Here is a 24348-nt window from a genome sequence, read left to right as displayed (position 1 = left end):
CGTGCGCCTTTGTCGAGTGCGACTACGTCTGGTCGATGGCTCACCGGGGCCCCGCTATTTCCTCTGCGACGTGGTGCAGGAGCGCGATGCGCTGGATGAACAGGCCTCCACGGTCTCGATTGAGAACGGTCCGGACTTCCCCAGCGGCCGGTTCTATGACGTGGTCGGTGGCAGCCGTTTGGTCTTCCGTCCCGAGGCCCTGGCTGGTGCGCATCTGTTCTTGACCCCGCACTCCTATTTCGCGTTCTGCGACGGGATGCTGCGTGAGGCGATCGCGGCCGCCGGCATCGATGTGGAGCAGGGGCGTGACGGCGTGAGCTTTCTTGATGCGACCGATCTGTAAGGGCGTGACGCGTGCCGCGGACCTACCTGGCTGGAGCATGCTGTAGGGACTGTGGCAGCATGCGGGTAGGGCAGGATCACAGTCCTTCCAGGTAGTCCGCAGCTATCGCGACGCAGTGGTCGAAGTCTGGCGTGTAGTCCAGCGTGTCGATGGCCTTGAACGCAATCTTCAATGTCGGATGGGGATTGCGGATCTGATCAAGAAACGTTGATCGATGGCGGACCAGTGCGTCTGCGGCGGCCGCCAGCGCGTCCGGCTCGCGTTCGATGACCAGCGCAAGATCGAACAGGTCTCGGGCCGTTGTTCGATGCCCGCGATGGAACATTTTCTTGGCGATGATTTCCGCCGACGTTTCCACCCGTATGCGCTGCCCATCGATCGTCCATTCCTCCCAGGCATCATCGAGAAGATTGGGGGCCGCGACGAAATCCACCTCGCCTTCCTCGAACTGCAGCTTCACTCAGGCGCTGGGATCTTCGCTGTAGTCGCCGGTAAGGCTCGCGGCCACATCGCTCAAGCGGGGAGTAACGAACCCCAGGTACTGAGGATTCGGCACGAAGATGTCGATATCCTTGCTGAGCCGATGCCGATGTCGAAACATCAGTACCGTTCCGCCGCCCAACGTCCAGAACGGATCGATGATGCCGCCGTGGCGCCGGATCTCCCCGATGAGGACAAGCGCCCGAGGCAGCAGCGCCTGCCAGGCGCCGGCCGGCAGTTTGCGGTTCACAACCACAGGTCCTTGCGATGGGCAGAAAGTGTGTTGGCCATCTTCGCCACGTTGCGCCAGATGCGCCGTGGCGGCAGCTGCGCGCCGATTGCAGCTTCCTCGACTGCCATCACCATCATGGAGGGAGGGGCTTCATCCAGTAGGTGCGCCATCTGCGCTGCGTAGGTGGCAGGAACTTCCCCGCTGACCAGCACGCGGGCCAACTCGCCAGCCGTCAGTTCGCTCGCGTAGCTCACGTTCGCAGTTCGTGCGGCCATTTTCAGGCCTTGTTTGCGCTGCCGGTTTTCGGTGGTGGGTGCCGGAACATCCAGGCCGAGCACGGACAACAACTGGCCGACACGATTGACGCCCAGGTCGCTCAGGGTGCCCCCTTCCAGGCCGACCACGGTCTGCCGGGAAAGACCGCTGAGATGAGCCAGTTGGCCTTGCGACAGGCCAAGTTCCTCACGGCGGGCACGAACCGCCTTGCCGATGTCGATCAGGTTCATGGTATGAGTGTCCAATATTTTGGACATAAATCAAGTATCCGGGAGCGACGTGTTGGCAAACCTTCACGTCTCAAACCACCCTGACGCCCGGCGTTCCCTCGCCCAAGCGCCCCAGCACGGCCGCCTGGCCGAACCCCGCGTCGTGGAAACAGGCCAGCACCGCATCCACCGCTTCCGGCGCACAGGACACCAGCAGGCCGCCGCTGGTCTGCGGGTCGGTCAGCAGTGGCTGCCAGTGGGCGGCCAAGCCCTCGGCGAAGCGCACCTCGGCGCCGTACGAGGCCCAGTTGCGGTTGGAGGCGCCGGTCACGCAGCCACGTTGCAGCAGGTCCAGGGTCTGCGGCAGCAGCGGCACCTGTGCACTATCCACCTCGGCGGCCACGCCACTGGCGCGGCACACTTCCAGCAGGTGGCCGAGCAGGCCGAAGCCGGTGACGTCGGTCATGGCATGCACACCGTCCAGCGCGGCCAGCGGTACGCCCACGGCGTTCAGGCGGGTGGTCGACTCGATCATCTGCCGGTAGCCCTCGGCATCCAGCACTTCCTTCTTCAGTGCTGACGAATACACGCCCACGCCCAACGGCTTGCCCAGCACCAGCACATCGCCGGCGCGGGCATCGGCATTGCGCTTGAGCCGCTGCGGATCGAGCACGCCGATCGCGGCCAGGCCGTAGATGGGTTCCATCGAATCGATGCTGTGGCCACCAGCGACCACGATGCCAGCATCGGCGCAGGCGCGTTCGCCACCCTGCAGGATGCCGCGGATGGTGTCCTGCGGCAGGCTGTTGATCGGCATGCCGACGATGGCCAGCGCGAACAGTGGCCGCGCGCCCATCGCGTACAGGTCCGACAGCGCATTGGTGGCGGCGATGCGGCCGAAGTCGAACGGGTCGTCGACAATCGGCATGAAGAAATCGGTGGTGGCGACGATCGCCTGCCGGTCATCGAGGCGGTACACCGCGGCGTCGTCGCTGGTCTCGCGGCCGACCAGCAGCTCAGCCGGTGCGGGAAGCGCTGGAACGCCACGCAGCAGTTCGGTCAGCACGCCCGGCGCGATCTTGCAGCCGCAGCCACCGCCATGCGCGAGAGACGTCAGTCGTTGCGGGGCATCGGCCGTTGAAGGAGCGGGGGACTGCGCGTGCGTGGCCATGCCGACATCTCCTGCGGGAACGCGAATGGCGGAAGGCAGCAGGAGTCGAACCTACCAGGGAACGATCGACGCCCCCTACTGGGTTTGAAGCCCAGCCGCATGCCCGGATGCGCATGCCTTCCGAAAGTACGGTGGTACCGGTGGGCTCAGTCGCGGGCTGCGTTCCACTGCAGGTCGCCGCGCGGCCGATGCTGGTCACCGACGCGTCGAGTGTAGCCAACGCGATTGAAGAACTCCAAGATCTGGATGCTGCGTTTGCGGCCCAGGCCGATGGCATCGCGGAACGCCGCCGCATCCACCGTGCCGCTGGCCTGTGACAGCTGCGCGACGATAGCAGCGAGTTCCGCAATGCGCGCGGGTGAATAAAACAAGTCCGGTACCACCTGGAACAGTTCACCACGTGCGGCGGCGCGGCGCAGGGCGGCGCGGACTTCGTCTTCGGCCAGGCCGATCTCGGCAGCAAGGGTGCGCACCCACGGCGGATCGAAGCGACCGGCGTGCAGTTGCGGCAGCACGCGTTCCAGCAGCAGACGCTCGCGTTCCGGTGGCGCATGGTCATGCCCGGGCAGGCGCCACCAGGCACCCACGCGTTGCACGCTGCCGTCGTCCAGCAGGTCCTGCAGCAGCGCATTCCAGAGGCTCGCTGCAAGCGCGGGCAGGGTGCTGCGCTGCAGGCGGCCGCTGTCGACACCGGGTTCGTCGGGGCGTCGCTCATGCCATCCACGCAGCGAGGTGATTACCTGCTCGCGCAGCGCCTGCCAGTGCGAAGCGAAGATGATCACCGTGTCATCGCGGGTCGCGATGCGTCGCGCGTCCTCGGGCAGGTCGATGCGGTCGGCGGCGCGTCGGCAATAGCGTTGCAGCGCGGTGAGGGGAATGCCGGCAGGTGCCTGCTGCAGCAGAGGGACAACACCGGCACCGGCCGCCAGCTGCTCCAGTGCCTCCAGCCAGGCCAGTCGTGCAGGACTGCGCCGACGCCGCTGCGGAGGATCCGGATCGAGCACGACGCCACCGCCCAGCGTGCGGGTGGCCGCTGAATCTCGGGCGATGAAACGATCGCCACACATCGCGCAGACCGGTGCATCGAACACCAGCTGCACCAACTGACCATCGCCGTGGTCGTGGTCTTCCAGCAGCACCACATGGGCCTGCCGGTGCATCGTGCCCCAATGGATGTGCAGCGGTGACCAGTCGCGCAGTGGCGGCGCCAGTGCGGAAAGTCGCAGGCGCACGTCGACGCGGGTAGTGGCCAGCAGCGCGCGTGGATCGGCAATCCAGTCGCCACGATGAATCTCGTCACGGGCGATGGCGGCCAGGTTCAACGCGCAGCGTTGCCCAGCCATCGCGTGCTCGCTGGCCTGGTTCTGCGCATGGATGCTGCGCACGCGCACGTCGGTGGCGGCCGGCATCAGCTGCAGATGCTCACCCACCGCGGCGATGCCGCCATGTACCGCGCCGGTCACCAGCGTGCCGTGGCCGGCCAGCGAGAACACGCGGTCCACCGGCATGCGGAACAGCTCGCTGCCCAGTTCGGCCTGGCGCGTGCTGGCGTCGTCCGCCGCCCACGCGTGCAGCTGGGTACGCAGTGCGCTGATGCCGGCATCGTCGGCTGCGGTGCTGTTGCAGGCGAACAGAGGAGAATCCTGCAGCGGTGTCGCGGCCAGCAGCGCGGCAATCTCGATCTCGACCCGGGCGAGGCGCGCCGCATCCACACGGTCGATCTTGGTCAGGGCCACCGCGCCGCGATCCACGCCCAGCAGCTGCAGGATGGCCAGATGCTCGCGGGTCTGTGGCATCACGCCGTCGTCGGCAGCGATGACCAGCAGGGCGACGTCGATACCCGTGGCGCCGGCCACCATCGTGTGCACGAAGCGCTCATGGCCCGGCACGTCAACGAAACCCAGGGTCGCGGCCGGGCCTTCGACGTCCCCGCTTTCCACCGGGACATAGGCGTAGCCCAGTTCGATGGAAATACCACGCGTACGCTCTTCCTGCAGGCGATCGGTTTCGATGCCGGTCAGTGCGCGTACCAGGCTTGTTTTGCCATGGTCGATATGCCCGGCGGTGCCGACGATCATGCCTGCAGCGTGCTCCACTGGGCGAGGAAGTCGGCTTCGTCGGCCGGTTCCAGGCAGCGCAGGTCCAGCCACAGCGCGTCATCGGCAATGCGGCCCAGCACGGGTCGCGGCAGCTGACGCAGGCGCTTGGCCAGGCGATTCAGTCCGCCACGGCGCGCAGTCGTGATGCGTAGGCCGGCACTGCAGAGCTGCGCCTGTGGCTGTGCACCGCTGCCGATCTGGCTGTGCATCGAAGCCGGTTCAAGACCGTAGTCGGCCGCCAGCGCGGAACGCATCGGCTGCAGCAGGCGCTGGGCCTGCACATCGATGTCCTCCTGCGTACGTGACAGGGTGCGCAGGGTCGGCAGCCGCTGTGCCAGCAGCTCCGGTTCGCGGTACAGGGCCAGCACCGCTTCCAGTGCAGCCAGGCCCATCTTGTCCATGCGCAGTGCCCGCTTCAGCGGGTTGCGGTTGATCCGTGCAATCAGGTCGGCGCGACCGGCGATGATGCCGGCCTGGGGCCCGCCCAGCAGCTTGTCGCCACTGAACGACACCAGGTCGGCGCCGGCCGCCAGCGTTTCCTGCACGGTGGGCTCGTGCGGCAGGCCGAAGGCCGCCAGATCGCACAGGCTGCCACTGCCCAGGTCCACCACCAGCGGCAGGCCGTGCTCGTGCGCGATCGCGGCCATCGCTGCGGTGTCGACCTTGGCGGTGAAGCCGGTGATCGCGTAGTTGCTGGCGTGCACCTCCATCAGCAGCGCGGTGCGCGCGCCGATGGCATTGGCGAAGTCGGCGGGGTGGGTGCGGTTGGTGGTGCCGACTTCCAGAAGCCGCGCACCGGCACTGCGCATCACGTCGGGAATGCGGAAGGCGCCACCGATCTCCACCAGCTCGCCGCGTGACACCACCACGTCGCGCCGGTTGGCCAGGCTGTTGAGCAGCAGCAGGACCGCCGCGGCATTGTTGTTGACCACAGTGGCGGCTTCAGCGCCGGTCAGTTCGCAGATCAATGCCTGCACCCGTGCATCGCGGTCGCCGCGACGGCCGCGGCTGATGTCGAATTCAAGATCCACCGGCGCGGTCATCGCGCGGGTGACCGCGTGCACGGCGGCATCCGGCAGCAAGGCGCGGCCGAGATTGGTGTGCAGCACGGTGCCGGTCAGATTGAACATCGGCTGCAGATCCTGCCGTGCGTCAGCGGCCAGTGCGGCCTCGACTGCTGCCACCAGCGCCGGGCCGTCAACCGCTTCCTGCAGCTGCGTGGCCGAGAGCTGGCCGGCGCTGATACGGTCGCGCAGCACCTGCAGGTGCGAACGCAGCAGCTGGGTGATACGGCTGCGGCCGTGGCCCTCGATCAGTGCTGCCAAGGCAGGCAGATGCAGCAACCGGTCCAGCGAGGGCAGGGCAGCGGCCGATGCCGGGGTGGGGGGCGTGGCTGTCATCGCCTCACTCGCCGTCGGATTGCCACAGCAGCGGATTCTGGCTGGCGCGCGCATACCCTTCCTCGCCCAGCAGCAGGTCCAGCGCCAGCGTGCCGAGGTCGTCGGCCACCGGCTCCAGCGACGGGTCTTTCTCCAGATACAGGATCTTGCGGTAGCTGTGGCAGTGGTCGCAGGTCTCGGCACGGACCGCGCTCTCGCGCACCGCCTCGCCGCTGTCGCCGTCCACATCGGCCAGGGCGCGATAGGCGATGTCCTTGCCGGCGGCACCACACTGGCTGCACTGCACGCGTACGTAGTGCCACTGGCAGGCACACAGCGAGCACGACAGGTAGCGGTAGGAGGCATAGGGCGGCCGCGCCTGCACCACGCTGACCACCGGCAGGGTGCCGCACAGCGGGCACAGCCCCGGTGCATCGGCCAGCGGCTTCAGCTCGGTGGGGCGGAAGCTGTCCGCCAGCACTGCCCAGTAGACCTGCAGCGCGTTCATCACCAGCAGCGCAGCCACCGCATCCACCGACGGCGCGTCATCACGCTCCAGTACCGCATGCGCCTGCGCATCCAGCCACCCGTCATCGGCAGCAGCAACGCGCTGCAGTTCCTGGCGGGTTTCCGCCGGCAGGCCGGCTTCTTCAGCGCAGTGCTGGCATAGCGTGCGCAGCCAGCCGCGCCAACAGCCATCCAGCTGAAGTGTGTTGGCCGGCCGCAACGGCATCCCGGCGCCGGCCGCCGCACTCGACTGCTGTGCACGCGCCTGCGACTGCAGAGCTTCGCGCTGCTGCGGTGTCAGCTCATCCAGCAGCGCCTGCTGCGCATCGGCCAACGCCGCCAGCAGCTGCAGGTAACCACCGATGGCACTGTGTGCAGCCAGACTGCGCAGGCGGTCCGCACGTCCGGCAAACAGCGACGCGGTATCGGGCAGGATGATGCGCGGAACATCGCGCGAGGCCAGCGTCTCGATCTCACCGGGTTCAAGGATGCGTTGCGCCATGCAGGGCCAGCCAGAAGAACCAGGCTCCATCCTCGCCGTTGTCGACGCTGGCGTCCAGCGTGTTCCAGGCAAAGCAGTCGAGCAAAGCAGTCGAGCATGGCTCGACTCTACAAAAAAGCCGGTTTCGATCATTGCCGTGTTCATCGTGTCGACCAAGGTCGACACCCACCAAAAGCACCGGGGACCTGTCGAGGGGGACCGGACCCACCGCGCCATCCCTCAGGAAACCCGCTCTTGACGTTGATGTTGACGTTGATCCAGCGGGTGCAGGGCCGCAGGCCCTGCCGCTACCCCTCTTCCCGCCGTCCGCGCAGGATGTCCCGGAACCACTGCCGGTGATGCTTGTACGCCCACCCGTAGGTCACCTTGCCCTGGGTCATCGCCCGCACCGAGCCCTTGATCCAGATCGCTGCATAGATGTGCACCACGATCGCGCACACCAGCACCCAGCCGAACAGCGCATGGGCCAGCACCGAGAAGCGGATCACCCCGATCGGGAAGAAGTGGCTGAAGTACTGCCGCCAGATCACGAAGCCGGTCAGCAGCAGCGCCGAAAGGCATCCAATGATGGCCCAGAACAGCAGCTTCTGGCCGGCATTGAAGCGACCCACCGGTGGCAGCTTCTCGTCCTCGTTGCGCAGTACATCGCGCATGCCGCGCATCCACTTGCCATCGTCGGCGGTCGGCAGATTGTCGCGCCACATGCGGAACGCCAGCAGCGCAAAGCCGACGACCATGGCCAGGCCGATGAACGGGTGCAGGATGCGCGTCCATGGCCCACCGCCAAACAACTGGGTCAGCGGGAACAGGGCAGGGTGGAACAACGCCAGCCCGGACAGCGCGGTCAACACGAAGCAGATCGCCACAATCCAGTGATTGATGCGGGTCGGCGCGCGGTAGCGGATGATCTGCCGCGGGTGCGGGGCGTACTTCATGGCCGCTGCTCCTCTTCGATCTTCTTCGCCTCGTGCTCGGCTTCCTCTTCTTCCTCGTCATTGACCGTGTTGCGGCCGATGCCGATGTAATGCAGGAAGCCGGCGAAGGCGGTAGCGGCAATCGCCAGCACGCCCAGCGGCTTGGCCACGCCCTTCCACACCTCCACCATCGGGCTGATGCGCGGGTCCTTCGGCAGGTCGGCATACAGTTCCGGCTTGTCCACGTGCTGCAGCACGTACATCACATGGGTGCCGCCCACACCCTGCGGGTCGTACAGGCCGGCGTTCTCGTAGCCGCGCGATTTCAGGTCTTCCACGCGTCCCGCCGCGTGCTCGGTCATCGCCTGCTTGCTGCCGAAGGTGATCGCACCGGTCGGGCAGGTCTTCACGCAGGCCGGTTCCTGGCCCACCGCCACCCGGTCCGAACACAGCGTGCACTTGTAGGCCTTGTGGTCCTTCTTGGAGATGCGCGGTACGTCGAACGGGCAACCGGTCACGCAGTAGCCGCAGCCGATGCAGTTCTCTTCCTGGAAGTCGACGATGCCGTTGGCGTACTGGATGATCGCGCCCGGCGACGGGCAGGCCTTCAGGCAGCCCGGATCGCTGCAGTGCATGCAGCCTTCCTTGCGGATCAGCCACTCCAGCTTGCCCTTCTCGTCCTCGTACTCGCGGAACTTCATCACCGTCCACGACTGTTCGCTCAGGTCGGGCGGGTTGTCGTAGCTGCCAACGCAGCTGCCGACCTCGTCGCGCAGATCATTCCACTCCATGCAGGCGACCTGGCAGGCCTTGCAGCCGATGCACTTGCTCACATCGATCAGCTTGGCGACCTGGCCGGTATGCGCGCCACGCGCCTCCGGCGAAGGCGTGGTGGTGGCCGAGCGGCGGATGATGTCCAGGGATTGCAGTGACATGGCGTGTCTCCTACACCTTCTCGACCTTGACCAGGATGCACTTCGATTCGGGCGTCTGCGAGTTGCCGTCACCGATGGCGTTGGTCAGCGTATTGGCGATGTATCCGGGCTTGGCTGCACCGAGGAAGCCCCAGTGGATCGGCACGCCCACCTGGTGCACGGTTCTGCCATCAATCTGCAGGGCCTTGATGCGCTTGGTCACCATGGCCACCGCTTCGATATGCCCGCGCTTGGAACTGACCCGCACGCGGCTGCCGTTGTTGATGCCCAGCTCGTCGGCCAGGGCCGCGCCGATCTCGACGAACTGCTCGGGCTGGATGATGGCGTTCAACTTGCCGTGCTTGGTCCAGAAGTGGAAATGCTCGGTCAGGCGGTAGGTGGTGGCCACATGCGGGAACTCGTCCGGCGAACCGATCTGTTCGCGATCGCTGGCGAACACGCGCGCCGCCGGGTTGTTCAACGTCAGTGCCTGACCGGGGCTGAGCGGGTTGCTGCGCAGCGGTGTATCGAACGGTTCGTAGTGCTCCGGGAACGGGCCCTCGGCCATGCCGGCCTTGGCGAAGAAGCGGGCGATGCCTTCCGGATTCATGATGAACGGGCCCATGCCCCCGGCGGGATCTTCATCCGCCTTGAAGTCCGGCACGTCCACGCTGCCCCAGTTTTTCCCGTTCCAGGCCAGCAGCGTGCGGCGCGGATCGAACGGTTGGCCGGCCACGTCGCACGAGGCGCGGTTGTACATCACGCGGCGATTGGCCGGCCATGCCCAGGCCCAGCCCAGCGTGTTGCCGATGCCGGTGGGGTCGCTGTTGTCACGTCGCGCCATCATGTTGCCGGTCGGGCCCCAGGCGCCGATGTAGATCCAGCAACCGGAGGAGGTGCTGCCGTCGTCGCGCAGGTCGCCGAATGCCGCCAGCTGCTCGCCGGCCTTGCGCACCAGCTTGGTCGGGTCCTTCGGATCGAACACGTCGGCCAGTGCCTTGCCGTTGTATTCCATCGCCAGTTCTTCCGGCGTCGGCAGTTCCGGGTTGGAGTACTTCCAGGCCAGGTCGCGCACCGGCTCCCACCACGCACCGCCGTCCTTCTCGTACATCGCCTTGATGCGATGGAACAGCTCGGACATGATCTCGATGTCGCTGCGCGCTTCGCCCGGCGGATTGGCCCCCTTCCAGTGCCACTGCAGCCAGCGCGAGGAGTTCACCACTGCACCGTTCTCCTCTGCGAAGGAGGTGGTCGGCAAGCGGAATACTTCGGTCTGGATCGCACTGGGATCAACATCGTTCAGTGCGCCGTGGTTCTGCCAGAACGCGATGGTCTCGGTTTCCAGCGGGTCCATGCTGACCATGAACTTCAGCTTGGAGAACGCGCTGATCAGCTTGCCCTTGTTCGGCGCCGAGGCCAGCGGGTTGAAGCCCTGGCAGATGTAGCCGTGGATCTTGCCCTCGTTCATCAGCTCGTACGCCTGCAGCATGTCGTACGGCTTGTCGAGCTTGGGCAGATGGTCGAAGCACCAGTTGTTGTCGGCGGTAGCGGCGTCGCCCCACCACGACTTCATCAGGCTGACATGGAACTTCGGGTAGTTCTGCCAGAACGACATCTGGTTGGCGCGCAGCGGCTTCTGCGTGCGCTTGGCGATGTAGGCGTCGTAGTCCTGCTCGTCCTGTTTCGGCAGCGTCAGGTAGCCGGGCAGCAGGTCGGACATCAGGCCGATGTCGGTCAGGCCCTGGATGTTGGAATGCCCGCGCAAGGCGTTCATGCCACCGCCGGCCACGCCGATGTTGCCCAGCAGCAGCTGCACCATGGTGCCGGCACGCACGTTCTGCGCACCGATCGAATGCTGCGTCCAGCCCAGCGCGTACAGGATGGTCATCGCCTTGTCCTTGCCGGCGGTGGACGCGATCATCTCCCAGACCTGGCGGATGCTGTCCGCCGGCGTCCCGCAGATGCGTTCGACCATCTCCACGGTGTAGCGCGCGTAGTGCTGCTTGAGCAGGGTGTAGACGCAGCGCGGGTCCTTCAGCGTCGGGTCGCTGCGCACGAAGCCGTCGTCACCGTAGGCGTAGTCCCAGCTGGAACGGTCGTAGCTGCGCTTCTCCTCGTTGTAGCCCGAATACAGGCCGTCCTTGAAGGCGAACTCGTCCTTCACCAGGAACGACATGTCGGTGTAGTTCAGCACGTACTCGTGCTGGATGCGGTCCTCGGTCAACAGGTAGTTGATCAGACCGCCCAGGAACACGATGTCGGTGCCGGTACGGATCGGCGCATACACGTCGGCCACCGCGGCCGAGCGGTTGAAGCGCGGATCGACCACGATCAGCCGGGCCTTGTTGTGTGCCTTGGCCTCGGTCACCCATTTGAACCCGCACGGGTGTGCCTCGGCGGCATTGCCACCCATGATCAGGATCAGGTCGGCATTCTTGATGTCGACCCAGTGATTCGTCATCGCACCACGGCCTAGCGTCGGGGCAAGACCTGCCACCGTCGGGCCGTGTCAGACACGTGCCTGGTTGTCGAATGCCAACATGCCAAGGGAGCGGACGACCTTGTGGGTCAGCACCGCGGTTTCATTGCTGGTCGCCGAGGCGGCCAGCATGCCGGTGGTCAGCCAGCGGTTGACCGTCTGCCCGGCCTCGTTCTTCTGCACGAAGTTGGCATCGCGGTCTTCCTTCATCAGCCGCGCGATGCGGTCCAGCGCATCGTCCCAGCTCAGCCGCTTCCACTCGTTCGAGCCCGGCGCGCGGTACTCGGGGTAGAGCAGGCGCGACTTGCTGTGGATGATGTCGGCCAGGCCGGCACCCTTCGGGCACAGCGTGCCGCGGTTGACCGGATGGTCCGGGTCACCCTCGATATGGAAGATGCTCGGCTCGGCGTTCTTGGCGCCATCGCCGAGGCTGTACATCAGGATGCCGCAGGCCACCGAACAATACGTACAGGTGTTGCGGGTCTCGGTCGCGCGGGTCAGCTTGTACTGCCTGACCTCCGCGAGCGCGATGCCGGGCGCGAAGCCCATCAGTGCCAGGCTGGAGCCGACCAGGGTTGTCCCGGTCACTTTCAGGAACTGGCGGCGGCTCATCGATGGCATGCCGTTCTCCTGGGATGGCGGGGAGGCGCAGGCCTCCGGGCTGTCGTTGGGTACGGCCCGGTTATAGCACAGGCCCCCGCACGCCCATGTGGCACAAGGCCCGGCGCCTGCCGGACGGGCGCGCAAAGGGGCGGCTCTGGTAAAGTTGCGTGCCCGCACCCCGGGGAAGCGTCTGCCGGGCCTGGTTCCAGGATGTTCCGCGCAGCCCCCGCCGTCCTGGCGCGATCCTCCGCGCCGGATCTGGAACACCGAGGAAAAATTTTGCGAAATCAACCCGTTGGATCCCCCGCATGAGCGCCCCGTCGAAGCCGTCGGACGCCGTTGCGCGCGGCACGCTGTACATCGTTGCCGCCCCGTCCGGCGCCGGCAAGAGCAGCATCGTCAATGCTACCCTGGCGCGTGACCCGCAGATCGCCCTGTCGATCTCCTTCACCTCGCGCGCGATGCGCCCGGGTGAAGTGAATGGCCAGCACTACCATTTCGTCTCTGCGGAGAAGTTCGAGGAAATGATCGCCGCCGGCGACTTCTTCGAGCATGCCTGGGTGCACGGCGACTGGAAGGGCACCGCCCGCCAGTCGGTGGAACCGCAGCTGGCCGCCGGCCAGGACGTGCTGCTGGAGATCGACTGGCAGGGCGCGCAGCAGGTGCGCCAGCTGGTGCCGGGCACGGTCACCGTGTTCATCCTGCCGCCGTCCAAGCAGGCCCTGCAGGACCGCATGCGCAAGCGCGGCCAGGACAGCGAGGCGGTCATCGCCCAGCGCCTGGGCGCAGCCCGTGACGAGATGCTGCACTTCAACGAGTTCGACTACGTCATCGTCAACGAGGTGTTTGACACCGCCGTGGACGAGCTGTGCGCCATCTTCACCGCCAGCCGCCTGCGCCGGGAGGCCCAGAAGGTCCGCCACGCAGGCCTGATCCAGGCCTTGTTGACCCCCGATCCGGGCGCAACTGACTGATTCCAAAAGAATCGGGTAGGGGTTGGCTTGATTTTGTCCAGCCCCTGCCAGTACACTCCGTTCCCTTTCCCTCATTCGACTGAGCGGCCGACCGGTCGCCGGGAGCCCGTATGGCCCGCATCACCGTAGAAGATTGCCTGGAAGTCGTTAACAACCGTTTCGAACTGGTCATGATGGCTTCCAAGCGTGCCCGCCAGCTCGCCAACGGCGTGCAGGCCACGCTGGACAACAGCGAGACCGAGGACAAGCCGACCGTGCTGGCGCTGCGCGAAATCGCCGCCCGCAAGATCGACAACGCGCTGATCGACGAAGTCGAGAAGGCCGAGCGTGAGCGCGCCGAGCGCGAAGCGCTGGAGTGGGCTGCCGCGGAAGTGGTCGCCGACGAAGACATGTCCAAGAACGACGATTGATCGCATCGATCAACGTAATCGTTGGATGTGCCGAACAGCCCGCCCCGTGCGGGCTGTTTCGCATTCAGGATTTGCCGTAAACGTCGCGCTGGAATAGGCTGCGGGCATGAACCCAGGCCCCACTGCCAAGGTCGCCGCAGCCCCCGCTGCCGCCGTACCCGACTACGTCCTCCAGCTTGAACGCGCCGCCCATTACCTGCCGCCGGAACAGCTGCCGCTGCTGCGCCGTGCCTGGGAAGTCGGAGCCGCCGCACACGCCGGGCAGACGCGCAAGTCGGGCGAGCCCTATATCACCCATCCGGTGGCTGTGGCCCAGGTGCTGGCCGAGCTCGGCCTGGACGTGGAAGCGCTGATCGCCGCGATCCTGCACGACACCATCGAAGACACCCCGCTGACCCGTGAGGCGCTGGCCGCCGAGTTCGGCGAAGCCGTGGCCGAACTGGTCGACGGCGTGACCAAGCTGGACAAGCTGAAGTTCCGCGACCGCCAGGAAGCGGCCGCCGAGAGCTTCCGCAAGATGCTGCTGGCGATGTCGCGCGACCTGCGCGTGATCATGATCAAGCTGGCCGACCGTCTGCACAACATGCGCACGCTGGGCGCGCAGAGCCGCGAAGCGCGCGGCCGCATCGCCCGCGAGACGCTGGAGATCTACGCGCCCATCGCCCAGCGCCTGGGCATGAGCCTGGTCAAGAGCGAGCTGCAGAACCTCGGTTTCAAGGCGCTGTATCCGTGGCGCCACGCGATCCTGGAAAAGCACATCCGCAGCCAGCCGGTGGTCCGCCGCGAAGCGCTGGCGCAGGTGGAAGTGCAGCTGTCGCAGCGGTTGGCGAAGGAAGGCATCGAGCACCGCCTGGTCAGCCGCATCAAGACCCCGTGGAGCATCTACAACAAGATGCGCGACGAGAACAAAACCTTCGACCAAGTGATGGACGTGTTCGGCTTCCGCCTGGTGGTGCGCAGCGTGCCCAGCTGCTACCACGCGCTGGGTTCGGTGCATGCCACGTTCAAACCGCTGGATGGCCGTTTCCGCGATTTCATCGCCATTCCCAAGGCCAACGGTTACCAGTCGCTGCACACCGTGCTGTTCGGGCCGTATGGCTCGCCCATCGAAGTGCAGATCCGCACCGAAGAGATGGACCTGATCGCCGAACGTGGCGTGGCCGCGCACTGGACCTACAAGTTCGGCGGCGATTCACCGAACAGCGCGCAGAGCCGCGCACACGCCTGGATCGTTGAGCTGATCGACTCGCAGCGTGCCGCCGGTTCCTCGCTGGAGTTCCTCGACAACGTCAAGGTCGACCTGTTCCCGGACGAGGTCTACCTGTTCACCCCGAAGGGCAAGATCCTGGCCCTGCCGCGCAATTCCACCGCGCTGGACTTCGCCTACGCCGTGCATACCGACGTCGGCAACATGGCCGTGGCCTCGCGCGTGGACAAGAAGCTGGTGCCGTTGCGCACCAAGCTGGTGTCGGGCCAGTCGGTGGAGATCATCACCGCACGCTCGGCCACGCCGAAACCGCAGTGGCTGGAATTCGTGGTTACCAGCAAGGCGCGCACCGCCATCCGCCACCAGCTCAAGCAGCTGGAGCACGAAGACGCCGTGCAGCTCGGCCACCGCATGCTCGACCGTGCGCTGGAAGCGATGGATTCGTCGCTGGAGCGGCTGCCGAAGGGGCGCCTGGATGCGTTCCTGGCCGAACACCGCTTCCCGCGCCTGGAGGCGCTGCTGGCCGAGGTCGCACTGGGCAACTGGATGCCGACCCAGGCCGCGCAGGCGCTGATGGCCTACGCCGAACTGCGTGGCGGCCCGCACTCGCGCCACCATTCGCAGGAAAAGATCCTGATCAACGGCAGCGAGCGCGGCGTGGTCACCTTCGCCGGCTGCTGCCAGCCGATTCCGGGCGACGAGATCATGGGCTACCACACTGCCGGCAAGGGCATCGTGGTGCACCGCATGGACTGCCCGAACCTGGCCGAGCTGCGCAAGTCGCCTGAGCGCTGGGTGCCGATCGGCTGGGACACCACCGTCTCCGGCGACTACGACACTTCGCTGGTGGTGGAAGTGGAGAACGGCACCGGCGTGCTGGCGCAGCTGGCCGCCGCCATCGCGCAGAGCCATTCCAACATCGAGCGTGTGGACTACCTGGACCGTGATTTCAACGCCGCCGTGCTGGCGTTCAACATCCAGGTGCGCGACCGCAACCACCTTGCCGAAGTGATGCGCCGCCTGCGCCGCCTGTCGGTCGTGCAGTCGGTACGCCGCCAGTAACGCGAACCCGGTAGTGCCGGCCGCTGGCCGGCAACTTCGCGATGCTTCCGACGCTCATGGGTTTGCCGGCCAGCGGCCGGCACTACCAAAGCGGCGCGGTAGATCCACGCCATGCGTGGATGCGCCCCCACCCGGTACAATCACCGCTCTGTTTTCCCCCAAGCACCGGAGCGACCCATGTCCCGCCAGATCATCAACACCGAAAAGGCTCCCGCCGCCATCGGCCCGTACTCGCAGGCCGTGCGCGCCGGCAACACCGTGTATTTCTCCGGCCAGATCCCGCTCGACCCGGCCACCGGCGACATCGTCGGCGCCGGCGACGTCGAAGCACAGGCCCGCCGCGCCTTCGACAACCTCAAGGCCGTGGCCGAAGCCGCCGGCGGCTCGCTGGACAAGGTCGTGCGCCTGGGCCTGTACCTGACCGACCTGGGCGAGTTCGCCAAGGTCAACGCCGTCATGCAGGACTACTTCCAGGCCCCGTACCCGGCCCGTTCCACCATCGAAGTTTCCGGCCTGCCGAAGGGCGCCAACTTCGAGGTCGACGCGGTGATGGTCATCGACTGACCGCCACGTGGCACGCAAGGCGGCGGTCACCCCGGTCCTGTCACCGTCCGGCGAAGCATCGCTTGCGATGCTCGCCGGCGTCGGTCCGGCCGTGGCCGCCAAACTGCAGGCACGTGGCCTGGCCACCCTGCAGGATCTCTGGCTTCATCTGCCGCTGCGCTATGAAGACCGCACCCGGCTGACCCGCATCGAAGACCTGCGCAACGGCGTGCCGGCGCAGGTGGAAGGGCGGGTGGTCGCGGTCGAGCGCGGCATGCGCTACCGGCCGATGCTGAAGGTCGCCGTGGAGGATGAAGGGCAGGGCACCCTTGTGCTGCGCTTCTTCCACTTCCGCCAGCAGCAGGTCGGCCAGTTCGCGGTCGGCAACCGGCTGCGCTGCTTCGGCACGCCCAAGCCGGGCCACCTCGGCCTGGAAATCGTCCACCCCAGCTACCAGGTGCTGGGCCGCAAGGACGATCCCGAACTCGGCGACCGCCTCGACCCGGTGTATCCCACCGTCGAAGGCGTCGGCCCGATGACCATGCGCAAGCTGATCGGCCAGGCGCTGGACCGCCTGCCCGAGGAAAGCACGCTGGAACTGCTGCCCAGTGGCTGGCTGGATGGCCTCGGCCTGCCGTCACTGCGCAGCGCGCTGCTGACCGTGCACCGGCCGCCGCCGGATGCCGATCTGGCCGCGCTGGCCGCAGGCACCCATCCAGCGCAGCGTCGTCTGGCAATGGAAGAGCTGCTGGCCCATCACCTCAGCCTGCGCCGCCAGCGCATCGCCTTGCAGGCGCACCATGCGCCGCCGCTGGCCGGCCCCGGCAAGCTGGCCAAGGCGCTGCTGAAGCAGCTGCCGTTCGCGCTGACCGGCGCGCAGGCGCGCGTGTTCAAGCAGATCCGCGAAGACCTCGCGCGGCCCAGCCCGATGCTGCGGCTGGTGCAGGGCGATGTGGGCTCCGGCAAGACCGTGGTCGCCGCGCTGGCGGCGATGCTGGCGGTGGAGCAGGGCAAGCAGGTTGCATTGGCTGCGCCCACCGAGCTGCTGGCCGAACAACATCTCAACAACCTGCGCGGTTGGCTGGAACCGCTCGGCGTGCGTATCGCCTGGCTGGCCGGCAAGGTCACCGGCAAGGCGCGCGCCAAGGTGATGGAGCAGGTCGCCAACGGCGAAGCGCAGGTGGTGGTCGGCACCCACGCGCTGATGCAGGAGGCGGTGGTGTTCCAGGATCTGGCGCTCGCCATCGTCGACGAGCAGCACCGCTTCGGCGTGCACCAGCGGCTGGCCCTGCGCGACAAGGGCGCGGGTGGCAACAGCGTGCCGCACCAGCTCGTGATGACCGCCACGCCGATTCCACGCACGCTGGCGATGTCCGAATACGCGGATCTGGATGTCTCGGCCATCGACGAACTGCCGCCGGGCCGCACCCCGGTGCAGACCGTGGCACTCAACAACGACCGCCGTCCCGAACTGATCGAGCGCATCGCGCTGGCCTGCCAGGAAGGGCGGCAGGTGTACTGGGTGTGCACGCTCATCGAGGAAAGCGAAGAGCTCGACGCCACGCCGGCGCAGGCCACTTACGAATCGCTGCAGGCGCTGCTGCCGGGCGTGCGCGTGGGGCTGGTGCATGGCCGCCTGAAGGCCGCCGAGAAGCTGGCGACGATGGTGGCGTTCAAGGCGGGTGAGATCGATCTGCTGGTGGCGACCACGGTCATCGAAGTGGGCGTGGACGTACCGAACGCTTCGCTGATGGTGATCGAGAATGCCGAGCGCCTCGGCCTGGCCCAGCTGCACCAGTTGCGCGGCCGCGTGGGCCGCGGTTCGGCGGTGTCGCGCTGCGTGCTGCTGTACCAGGCGCCGCTTTCGCAGATGGCACGCGAGCGTTTGCAGACCATGCGCGAAACCAACGATGGCTTTGTCATCGCCGAGAAGGATCTGGAGCTGCGTGGCCCCGGTGAACTGCTCGGTACCCGCCAGACCGGCCTGGCCGGTTTCCGCATCGCCGATCTCGCGCGTGATGCCGGCCTGCTGCCCGGCGTGCATGACCTGGCCGAACGCCTGCTGGACCAGCAACCCGCGCTGGCCGATCGCGTGGTGCAGCGCTGGATCGGCACCGCCGTGCGTTACGCCTCGGCGTAATGCCGCATTGGTGGGTGTGGACCCTGGTTCACACATCCACGCATGGCGTGGATCTACTGCGCGCTGCGCGCGTGAGTCGAGCATGGCTCGACTCTACAGGCAGCGCTTTCGATCACCTTCCCGTCATCCCCGCATGGCGTAGATCTACAGCGCCAAACGTTCCGACAGACCGGGTAGCACGAGATACTCGGACGCCTTCCCGACGCGCTCTTTGCTGACAAGCCCGGAAGCCACCAATCCGTTCAGATCCTTCAACGCGGTCGGATAGGTAATGGTGTGTGCCGCCTGGTGGCTGGCGACGGTGTAGGTCCGGTCAGGATCCTTCAGCGCGTTGGCCAGCAACGCGCGCTGACGATGATTGAGAGGCACACCGCCAAGCCGGGCGGTTCGCAGCACGCGTCGCGCTGCCTGATCCTCCGCATGCTTCCTGGCGATGTAGGCATGCAAACCCTGGATCGATTGCTCAATCGCCTCCAGTTGTTGCGCCACGAAGTAGCCAAGATCCCGGTTGTCGCTTTCGGTGTAGAGGTAGGCCTGCATGTACTTGCCTGGGGACTCCTTCAACACGCTGGAAATGGAGAAGTACTCGGTCATCCAATATCCGGCATTCATCATCGCCCAGTAGAACAGTGCGCGTGCCGTACGGCCATTGCCATCCACGAAAGGATGGTCATAGCCAATCTGGAAATGCAGTGCGATGGCTTTGGCGACAGGATGGATGAACGGTGTGCTTTCCTCATTGATGAACGTGCACAGCCGCTCGATCCGTGCGGGCACTTCCTCGGCCGGAGGAGGGATGTGCAGCAGCGTAGGTGGTGAGCCGCGATCGAAGATCGCAACGTTGTCTTCGGCGGTTCTGAAACGCCCGCTGTCGGTTGGAAGCTCCAGCGTGCCGTCGGTGAGGATGCTGTGCAGCTCCAGAATCTCGCCGGGAGTGATCGGGCGTATGCCGCGCTCGCGGATCACGTTCATTGCCACGTAGTTGTTGTAGATCATGCGCTCGGACTGGTCGCGCGGCGCACGGCCTGTGCTCAGCATTTCCTTTGCCACCGCCCGCGTGGTCGAGGCGCCCTCCAGCTGCGATGAGGTCATCGCTTCCTCGATCAGCGAGCGGATCAGGAACCGTCCTTGGCCGCTGGCAGCATCCACCCCCTTCACCGAGCCTGCGGCCTCCCGATCAATGTAGTGCAGGTGCCGCTGCATTGAATCGGTAAGTGCCAGCCTGAAGGGTTGCTGCGTCTTGTCCAGCAACAGCGGTAGCGGCTTCAGCAATGCTGCGCGCGTCCACGTGATGCCCAGCCACCACTGCTCCGCGTTCAGGCCCGCCGGTGGCGCTCTGTGGCGGACTTTGTCCCAGTGCTCATAGGCGCCGTTCACCTCGGGCCCGATCCGGGCGTCCAGGATGGTACCGAGGGTCTCCATGTACTTCCGGGTGAGGGTTGCCAGATCGGGAGCTGGCGCGGGCAGCTTCATGGTTGTTTTCTATAAAATGTTCAACACTTTTTATAGCAAATGATGTTGGGCGCTCCAAGCGACCCGAACTAGAATCTGTTCATGTTCGTGAGTGCGTTGGGCGGGGCGTTGGTGGGGCAACGGATCCAACCCTCTCCACTACATCTTTGCCGCCGGGGCAGACCGGTATTGCAACGGTCATCATCCCGGTCCACACTTCGTTGCCGATCTGAAGACGGCAACGATGACCCACAAGATCCCCCTGTTGATCGACACCGACCCCGGTGTGGACGACGCCCTGGCCCTGCTGATGGCCTTTGCCGATGAACGGCATGACGTGGTCGCCCTGACCATCGCCGCCGGCAATGTCGGCCTGCAGTACACCGTCCGCAACGCCCTCAAGCTCTGCGACATCGTCGGCCGCGCCGACGTACCGGTGTTTGCCGGCAGCCCGGATCCGCTGCTGCATCCCTCCGTTGACGCCGCCCACGTGCATGGCCGTGACGGCTACGGCGACGTGGACCTGCCGCCGCCGAGCCGCCAGGCTGAAGCCGAGCACGCCGCACTGGCCATCCTGCGCCTGTCGCACGAGCACGCCGGTGAACTGATGCTGGTGATGCTTGGCCCGCTGACCAACCTGGCCCTGGCACTGAAGCTGGACCCGACCCTTCCCGAGCGCATCAAGCGCATCGTGGTGATGGGCGGTGCGGTCACCTGCCACGGCAACATCACCCCGGCGGCCGAATTCAACATCGCGTTCGATCCGGAAGCGGCGCACGTGGTGTTCACTTCGTTCAAGCACCTGCTGGTGTCGGACTGGGAGGCCACCGTCGCCCATGGCCTGCCGCTGCAGGATGCTGAAAAGTGGCTGCAGGCTGATTCCGATCGCGCCCGTTTCTACGAGCTGATCTCGCGCAAGACCCGTGGCCTGTCCGAGGACAGCAAGGGTGGCCGCTGGTATACCGCCGATGCGGTCGCCATGGCCTGGGCGCTGAACCCGGAAGGGCAGCTGCAGGTCGAATCGCGGCCGCTGAACGTGGAGCTGAACGGTACGTTCAGCCGCGGCGCCACCATCGTCGACTGGAACCGCCAGACCGGCCAGCCGGACAACTGCGATCTGCTGATGGCCTACGACCAGCAGCGTTTCGAGGCCCTGGTGCGCCAGGCCCTGGGCGCGGACTGAAGTCTGTTGACCCGCACCGGTTGCCCCGAGCGGCAACCGGTGCTTATAATGCCGCTCTTGACCACCAGCCCATTTACGGTGTGAGCCCATGAAGGCCGATATCCATCCGAACTACCGCGACGTCGTCTTCCATGACGTCACCTCCGATTTCAAGTTCCTGACCCGCTCGACCATGGGCACGAAGGAAACCATCCAGTGGGAAGACGGCAACGAATACCCGCTGGTCAAGGTTGAAATTTCCTCTGCTTCGCACCCGTTCTACACGGGCAAGCACAAGGTCATCGACACCTCGGGCCGTATCGACAAGTTCCAGAAGCGCTACGCGCGCTGATCTGTCGATCCAGCTTCGAACCGACGGCCGCGCTCTGCGCGGCCGTTTGTTTTTCCCCAACGCCTACCCAACGGGCGTTTGGATGGACGGAACACTGCGTTCGGATGACAACGCTTTTGCCGATCCGGGCCGCTCAACGGCCGGCGTCTGGCCGCCTGTTGTATACGACTTCTGTCTAGCGCCGGGCAAATGCTGCTGTGCGATAATGGCGTGATCCCCGGCACAGGCCGAGGACGTCATTCACGTGCCTGACCAATGCGCTTGGGCAGGCGCCTTCCCATGAAGGAGCGCACACAGTGTCCGATCTTGATCAGGTCACGCTCAACGCCGGCGATAAGTCGGTCGTTCTGCCCGTCATCAAACCCACCCTTGGCAACGACTGCGTCGACATCGCGAAGCTGACCAAGGAAACGGGGTATTTCACCTACGATTCCGGCTTCACCGCGACGGCCAGCTGCAAGTCCGCCATCACCTACATCGACGGCGACAAGGGCGTGCTGCTGTACCGCGGCTACCCGATCGAACAGCTGTCGGAAAAGTCGAGCTACGTCGAAGTGGCCTACCTGCTGATCAACGGCGAGCGCCCGAGCGCCGAGCAGCTGAAGGCCTTCACCGACGAGCTGGCGGCTGAAGCCAACGTCGATGAGTCGATCAACACCCTGATCGGCAGCTTCGCCAAGGATGCACATCCGATGGCCATCCTGACCGCCGCCATCGCGCAGCTGTCGGGCATCTACCACGCCTCGCTGGACCTGTCCGACGCCGAACAGCGCCGCCAGGCCGCTGTGCGCCTGATCGCCAAGGTGCCGACCCTGTCGGCGCTGATCTACCGCCACGGCAAGGGCCTGCCGGCCAACAAGCCGGACACCTCGCTGGACTATGTCAGCCGCTTCCTGAAGCAGACCTTCGAGTCGGCTGATGGCCAGTACGATCTGAACCCGGACGTGGTCAAGGCGCTGGACCTGCTGTTCATCCTGCACGCCGACCACGAGCAGAACGCCTCGACCTCGACCGTGCGTCTGGTCGGCTCGACCGGTGCCAACCCGTACGCGTCGGTTGCCGCTGGCGTCACCGCGCTGTGGGGTCCGGCCCACGGCGGTGCCAACGAAGCCGTGCTGAAGATGCTGGAAGAGATCGGCAGCGCTGACAACGTCGAGTCCGCCGTGGTCAAGGCCAAGGACAAGACCTCCGGCTTCCGCCTGATGGGCTTCGGCCACCGCGTGTACAAGAACTTCGATCCGCGCGCCAAGGTCATCGGCGAGATGACCAGCAAGGTGCTCAAGCAGCTGGGCGTGCAGGATCCGCTGCTGGACGTGGCCGTGAAGCTGGAACAGGCTGCGCTGCAGGACGAGTACTTCGTCGCCCGCAAGCTGTACCCGAACGTCGATTTCTACAGCGGCATCATCTACAAGGCGCTGCAGATCCCGACCGAGATGTTCACCGTCATGTTCGCCCTGGGCCGTACCTCCGGCTGGGTCTCGCATTGGCTGGAACAGCAGGTTGACCCGGAAATGAAGATCGGCCGTCCGCGCCAGGTCTACACCGGCAGCGACGTGCGCGACTACCAGGGCTGATCGCCCGCGTAGATTGTGCCGAGAACGCCCCGCATCTGCGGGGCGTTTTTTTTGGAGCGGACCTGGTAGGTGCGGACCGTTGGTCCGCACGATTTCGGCGCCCGCGAAAAATCATCCACGCATGGCGTGGATCTACCACCGCATCCGCCTTCGGTAGGTGCCAACCTTGGTTGGCACGCTCTTCACCGCGCCAAGACCGCGTGATTCAAGGGTCTCGCCAGCTTCACAAGCGCTCGCGCAGCCTCAGGACGCCAGCTGCATCCGCAGCATCTGATCCGGAGCGTCCGTCCCATGAGTACCCGATTCGACCCACCCGAGCGCGGCCCGCTCGGCCCTGACGTCGGCACTGTCGTCGCCGCCCCCATCGTCGCCCCGCCAAGCGAAAGCGCCGTGTCCTGGGGTGCAATCTTCGCCGGTGCCGCCGCCGCCGCCGCGTTGTCCCTCATCCTGCTGATTCTCGGCGTGGGCCTGGGGCTGTCCTCGGTGTCGCCGTGGTCGTTCGAAGGCGTCAGCAAGGAAACCTTCGGTTGGTCCAGCATCATCTGGCTCACCTTCACTGCGCTGGCGGCTTCGGGTCTGGGTGGCTATCTGGCAGGACGCCTGCGTACCAAGTGGACGCAGATCCACGGCGACGAAACCTACTTCCGCGATACCGCACATGGCTTCGTGTCGTGGGCGGTGGCCACGCTGCTCACCGCCGGTCTGCTCACCTCGGCCATCGGCGGCGTACTCGGCACGGGCGCGAAAGTGGCCGGTGCCACGGCTGGTGCTGCAGTATCCACCGCCGGCGTCGCCGCAGCGGGCGCCGGTAGCGTTGCGGCGGCTGCACCGGAAGGCGACCTCAACTACTGGGTGGACTCGCTGTTCCGCAGCGCCACCAGCGCAGGGCGGTCTGATCCTGCAACGCCGCCTCCGCCGGGTGCGCCGATGGATCCGAATGCGGCCCCGTCGCCGCCGGTCGCAAGCGTCGGCCCGCGCGACGCGCGCATGGCCGCACCGCCGCGTCCGATGCCGGGTAATGGCCCGGTGGCTGACCGCCGTGAAGTGCGTGCAGAGGTGAATCGCATCATCGTCAACAGTCTGCAGGGAGATGGCCTGGATCCGGCCGACACCCAGTACCTGTCCCAGCTGATCGCGCGCGAGACCGGCATGAGTCAGGCCGAAGCGCAGGCGCGCGTGACCGATGTGCAGACGCGCATGCGTGCTGCGCTGGAGAAGGCCAAGAACACTGCCAAGCAGGCGGCCGACGACGCCCGCAAGGCAGCAGCGTATGCCGCGCTGTGGCTGTTCATCACGCTGCTGATCGGCGCGTTCTTCGCCAGCCTCAGCGCCACCTGGGGCGGCCGCCGTCGCGACCTGTAACC

The 24348-nt window shown here is 66.0% G+C and carries 22 protein-coding genes and 1 tRNA gene; 11 read left to right on the top strand and 12 right to left on the bottom strand.

The annotated features are described in order from the left end of the window. Positions 1 to 16: 16 nt before the first annotated feature. Entirely contained in the window at positions 17 to 343 is a 327-nt protein-coding gene (locus ABE423_RS06540) for a DUF1629 domain-containing protein (protein ID WP_346485446.1), read from the top strand. A 76-nt stretch (positions 344 to 419) separates the two neighbouring features. On the opposite strand, the gene ABE423_RS06535 is transcribed toward ABE423_RS06540, so the two are convergent. The 8 genes from ABE423_RS06535 to fdhE form a co-directional block, all read right to left on the bottom strand. Beyond that, positions 420 to 803 (bottom strand): nucleotidyl transferase AbiEii/AbiGii toxin family protein, encoded by a 384-nt coding sequence (locus ABE423_RS06535; RefSeq protein WP_346485444.1) that lies wholly within the window; start codon positions 801 to 803, stop codon positions 420 to 422. Further along, the gene (locus ABE423_RS06530; protein WP_346485442.1) at positions 804 to 1073 is read right to left on the bottom strand and encodes a nucleotidyl transferase AbiEii/AbiGii toxin family protein; all 270 of its coding nucleotides are present in this window, start codon (positions 1071 to 1073) and stop codon (positions 804 to 806) included. Continuing rightward, positions 1070 to 1561: a helix-turn-helix domain-containing protein gene (locus tag ABE423_RS06525; protein ID WP_049400724.1), complete on the bottom strand. Its 492-nt coding sequence runs from the start codon at positions 1559 to 1561 to the stop codon at positions 1070 to 1072. Before ABE423_RS06525 ends, ABE423_RS06530 begins: the two co-directional genes overlap by 4 nt. Positions 1562 to 1631: 70 nt before the next feature. After that, positions 1632 to 2711, bottom strand: coding sequence for a selenide, water dikinase SelD (gene selD, locus ABE423_RS06520; protein ID WP_346485439.1), 1080 nt, complete (start codon positions 2709 to 2711; stop codon positions 1632 to 1634). A gap of 26 nt (positions 2712 to 2737) precedes the next feature. After that, positions 2738 to 2833 (bottom strand) — tRNA-Sec (locus ABE423_RS06515). A 24-nt stretch (positions 2834 to 2857) separates the two neighbouring features. Beyond that, complete coding sequence (gene selB, locus ABE423_RS06510) at positions 2858 to 4789, bottom strand: selenocysteine-specific translation elongation factor (RefSeq protein ID WP_346485437.1); 1932 nt, start codon at positions 4787 to 4789, stop codon at positions 2858 to 2860. Beyond that, positions 4786 to 6210 carry an L-seryl-tRNA(Sec) selenium transferase gene (selA, locus tag ABE423_RS06505; protein WP_346485435.1) on the bottom strand — a complete coding sequence of 475 codons (1425 nt, stop codon included), beginning with the start codon at positions 6208 to 6210 and terminating at the stop codon, positions 4786 to 4788. Before selA ends, selB begins: the two co-directional genes overlap by 4 nt. A gap of 4 nt (positions 6211 to 6214) precedes the next feature. After that, the gene (gene fdhE, locus ABE423_RS06500; protein WP_346485433.1) at positions 6215 to 7198 is read right to left on the bottom strand and encodes a formate dehydrogenase accessory protein FdhE; all 984 of its coding nucleotides are present in this window, start codon (positions 7196 to 7198) and stop codon (positions 6215 to 6217) included. On the opposite strand from fdhE, the gene ABE423_RS06495 reads away from it, so the two are divergent. Beyond that, positions 7197 to 7436 carry a hypothetical protein gene (locus ABE423_RS06495; RefSeq protein WP_185749956.1) on the top strand — a complete coding sequence of 80 codons (240 nt, stop codon included), beginning with the start codon at positions 7197 to 7199 and terminating at the stop codon, positions 7434 to 7436. The genes fdhE and ABE423_RS06495 overlap by 2 nt on opposite strands. Positions 7437 to 7485: 49 nt before the next feature. Here the strand turns inward: ABE423_RS06495 and ABE423_RS06490 are convergent, their stop codons facing one another. The 3 genes from ABE423_RS06490 to fdnG are packed head-to-tail and all read right to left on the bottom strand — an operon-like array spanning position 7486 to position 12126. Then, on the bottom strand, positions 7486 to 8133 hold the full coding sequence (locus ABE423_RS06490) for a formate dehydrogenase subunit gamma (RefSeq protein WP_032127833.1): 648 nt from the start codon (positions 8131 to 8133) through the stop codon (positions 7486 to 7488). After that, on the bottom strand, positions 8130 to 9047 hold the full coding sequence (gene fdxH, locus ABE423_RS06485; protein WP_012481154.1) for a formate dehydrogenase subunit beta: 918 nt from the start codon (positions 9045 to 9047) through the stop codon (positions 8130 to 8132). The genes ABE423_RS06490 and fdxH overlap by 4 nt, the downstream gene beginning before the upstream one ends. A 10-nt stretch (positions 9048 to 9057) precedes the next feature. Next, positions 9058 to 12126 carry a formate dehydrogenase-N subunit alpha gene (fdnG, locus tag ABE423_RS06480; RefSeq protein WP_346485431.1) on the bottom strand — a complete coding sequence of 1023 codons (3069 nt, stop codon included), beginning with the start codon at positions 12124 to 12126 and terminating at the stop codon, positions 9058 to 9060. 290 nt (positions 12127 to 12416) lie between these two features. Here fdnG and gmk point away from each other — a divergent pair, with 290 nt between their 5' ends. The 5 genes from gmk to recG all read left to right on the top strand — a co-directional run bounded on the left by gmk (position 12417) and on the right by recG (position 18444). Next, complete coding sequence (gene gmk, locus ABE423_RS06475; RefSeq protein WP_014038334.1) at positions 12417 to 13082, top strand: guanylate kinase; 666 nt, start codon at positions 12417 to 12419, stop codon at positions 13080 to 13082. Positions 13083 to 13192: 110 nt separating this feature from the next. Next, the gene (gene rpoZ, locus ABE423_RS06470) at positions 13193 to 13492 is read left to right on the top strand and encodes a DNA-directed RNA polymerase subunit omega (RefSeq protein ID WP_005410877.1); all 300 of its coding nucleotides are present in this window, start codon (positions 13193 to 13195) and stop codon (positions 13490 to 13492) included. 106 nt (positions 13493 to 13598) lie between these two features. After that, a complete protein-coding gene (locus ABE423_RS06465) occupies positions 13599 to 15761 on the top strand; it encodes a bifunctional (p)ppGpp synthetase/guanosine-3',5'-bis(diphosphate) 3'-pyrophosphohydrolase (RefSeq protein ID WP_019661980.1) in 2163 nt (720 codons plus the stop codon). A 177-nt stretch (positions 15762 to 15938) separates the two neighbouring features. Further along, positions 15939 to 16325 (top strand): RidA family protein, encoded by a 387-nt coding sequence (locus ABE423_RS06460; protein ID WP_005410875.1) that lies wholly within the window; start codon positions 15939 to 15941, stop codon positions 16323 to 16325. A gap of 7 nt (positions 16326 to 16332) precedes the next feature. After that, positions 16333 to 18444 (top strand): ATP-dependent DNA helicase RecG, encoded by a 2112-nt coding sequence (gene recG / locus ABE423_RS06455; protein WP_346485429.1) that lies wholly within the window; start codon positions 16333 to 16335, stop codon positions 18442 to 18444. Between the two features lie 144 nt (positions 18445 to 18588). Here the strand turns inward: recG and ABE423_RS06450 are convergent, their stop codons facing one another. After that, positions 18589 to 19917 (bottom strand): Fic family protein, encoded by a 1329-nt coding sequence (locus ABE423_RS06450; protein ID WP_346485427.1) that lies wholly within the window; start codon positions 19915 to 19917, stop codon positions 18589 to 18591. Between the two features lie 223 nt (positions 19918 to 20140). Between ABE423_RS06450 and ABE423_RS06445 the strand changes: the two genes are divergently transcribed. The 4 genes from ABE423_RS06445 (at position 20141) to ABE423_RS06430 (ending at position 24346) form a co-directional block, all read left to right on the top strand. After that, positions 20141 to 21079, top strand: a complete 939-nt coding sequence (locus ABE423_RS06445; RefSeq protein ID WP_032127836.1) for a nucleoside hydrolase — start codon at positions 20141 to 20143, stop codon at positions 21077 to 21079. An 88-nt stretch (positions 21080 to 21167) separates the two neighbouring features. Next, positions 21168 to 21410, top strand: a complete 243-nt coding sequence (locus ABE423_RS06440) for a type B 50S ribosomal protein L31 (RefSeq protein WP_005418951.1) — start codon at positions 21168 to 21170, stop codon at positions 21408 to 21410. A gap of 296 nt (positions 21411 to 21706) precedes the next feature. Continuing rightward, complete coding sequence (locus tag ABE423_RS06435; protein WP_032127838.1) at positions 21707 to 22984, top strand: citrate synthase; 1278 nt, start codon at positions 21707 to 21709, stop codon at positions 22982 to 22984. Positions 22985 to 23275: 291 nt separating this feature from the next. Continuing rightward, positions 23276 to 24346: a hypothetical protein gene (locus tag ABE423_RS06430; RefSeq protein WP_346485424.1), complete on the top strand. Its 1071-nt coding sequence runs from the start codon at positions 23276 to 23278 to the stop codon at positions 24344 to 24346. Positions 24347 to 24348: the final 2 nt, after the last annotated feature.

The sequence above is a fragment of the Stenotrophomonas sp. TWI1409 genome (genome assembly GCF_039673015.1).
Classification (GTDB): Bacteria; Pseudomonadota; Gammaproteobacteria; order Xanthomonadales; family Xanthomonadaceae; genus Stenotrophomonas; species Stenotrophomonas maltophilia_A.
This window is presented reverse-complemented; position numbering and strand designations above follow the sequence as displayed.

Coding starts and splice junctions, on each gene's coding strand:
- fdxH (WP_012481154.1), bottom strand. CDS start 9,047: ATGTCACTGCAATCCCTGGACATCATCCGCCGCTCGGCCACCACCACG.
- ABE423_RS06440 (WP_005418951.1), top strand. CDS start 21,168: ATGAAGGCCGATATCCATCCGAACTACCGCGACGTCGTCTTCCATGAC.
- fdhE (WP_346485433.1), bottom strand. CDS start 7,198: ATGGCGCAACGCATCCTTGAACCCGGTGAGATCGAGACGCTGGCCTCG.
- ABE423_RS06490 (WP_032127833.1), bottom strand. CDS start 8,133: ATGAAGTACGCCCCGCACCCGCGGCAGATCATCCGCTACCGCGCGCCG.
- selA (WP_346485435.1), bottom strand. CDS start 6,210: ATGACAGCCACGCCCCCCACCCCGGCATCGGCCGCTGCCCTGCCCTCG.
- ABE423_RS06495 (WP_185749956.1), top strand. CDS start 7,197: ATGCAGGGCCAGCCAGAAGAACCAGGCTCCATCCTCGCCGTTGTCGAC.
- ABE423_RS06460 (WP_005410875.1), top strand. CDS start 15,939: ATGTCCCGCCAGATCATCAACACCGAAAAGGCTCCCGCCGCCATCGGC.
- gmk (WP_014038334.1), top strand. CDS start 12,417: ATGAGCGCCCCGTCGAAGCCGTCGGACGCCGTTGCGCGCGGCACGCTG.
- ABE423_RS06430 (WP_346485424.1), top strand. CDS start 23,276: ATGAGTACCCGATTCGACCCACCCGAGCGCGGCCCGCTCGGCCCTGAC.
- selD (WP_346485439.1), bottom strand. CDS start 2,711: ATGGCCACGCACGCGCAGTCCCCCGCTCCTTCAACGGCCGATGCCCCG.
- selB (WP_346485437.1), bottom strand. CDS start 4,789: ATGATCGTCGGCACCGCCGGGCATATCGACCATGGCAAAACAAGCCTG.
- ABE423_RS06525 (WP_049400724.1), bottom strand. CDS start 1,561: ATGAACCTGATCGACATCGGCAAGGCGGTTCGTGCCCGCCGTGAGGAA.
- rpoZ (WP_005410877.1), top strand. CDS start 13,193: ATGGCCCGCATCACCGTAGAAGATTGCCTGGAAGTCGTTAACAACCGT.
- ABE423_RS06465 (WP_019661980.1), top strand. CDS start 13,599: ATGAACCCAGGCCCCACTGCCAAGGTCGCCGCAGCCCCCGCTGCCGCC.
- ABE423_RS06445 (WP_032127836.1), top strand. CDS start 20,141: ATGACCCACAAGATCCCCCTGTTGATCGACACCGACCCCGGTGTGGAC.
- ABE423_RS06450 (WP_346485427.1), bottom strand. CDS start 19,917: ATGAAGCTGCCCGCGCCAGCTCCCGATCTGGCAACCCTCACCCGGAAG.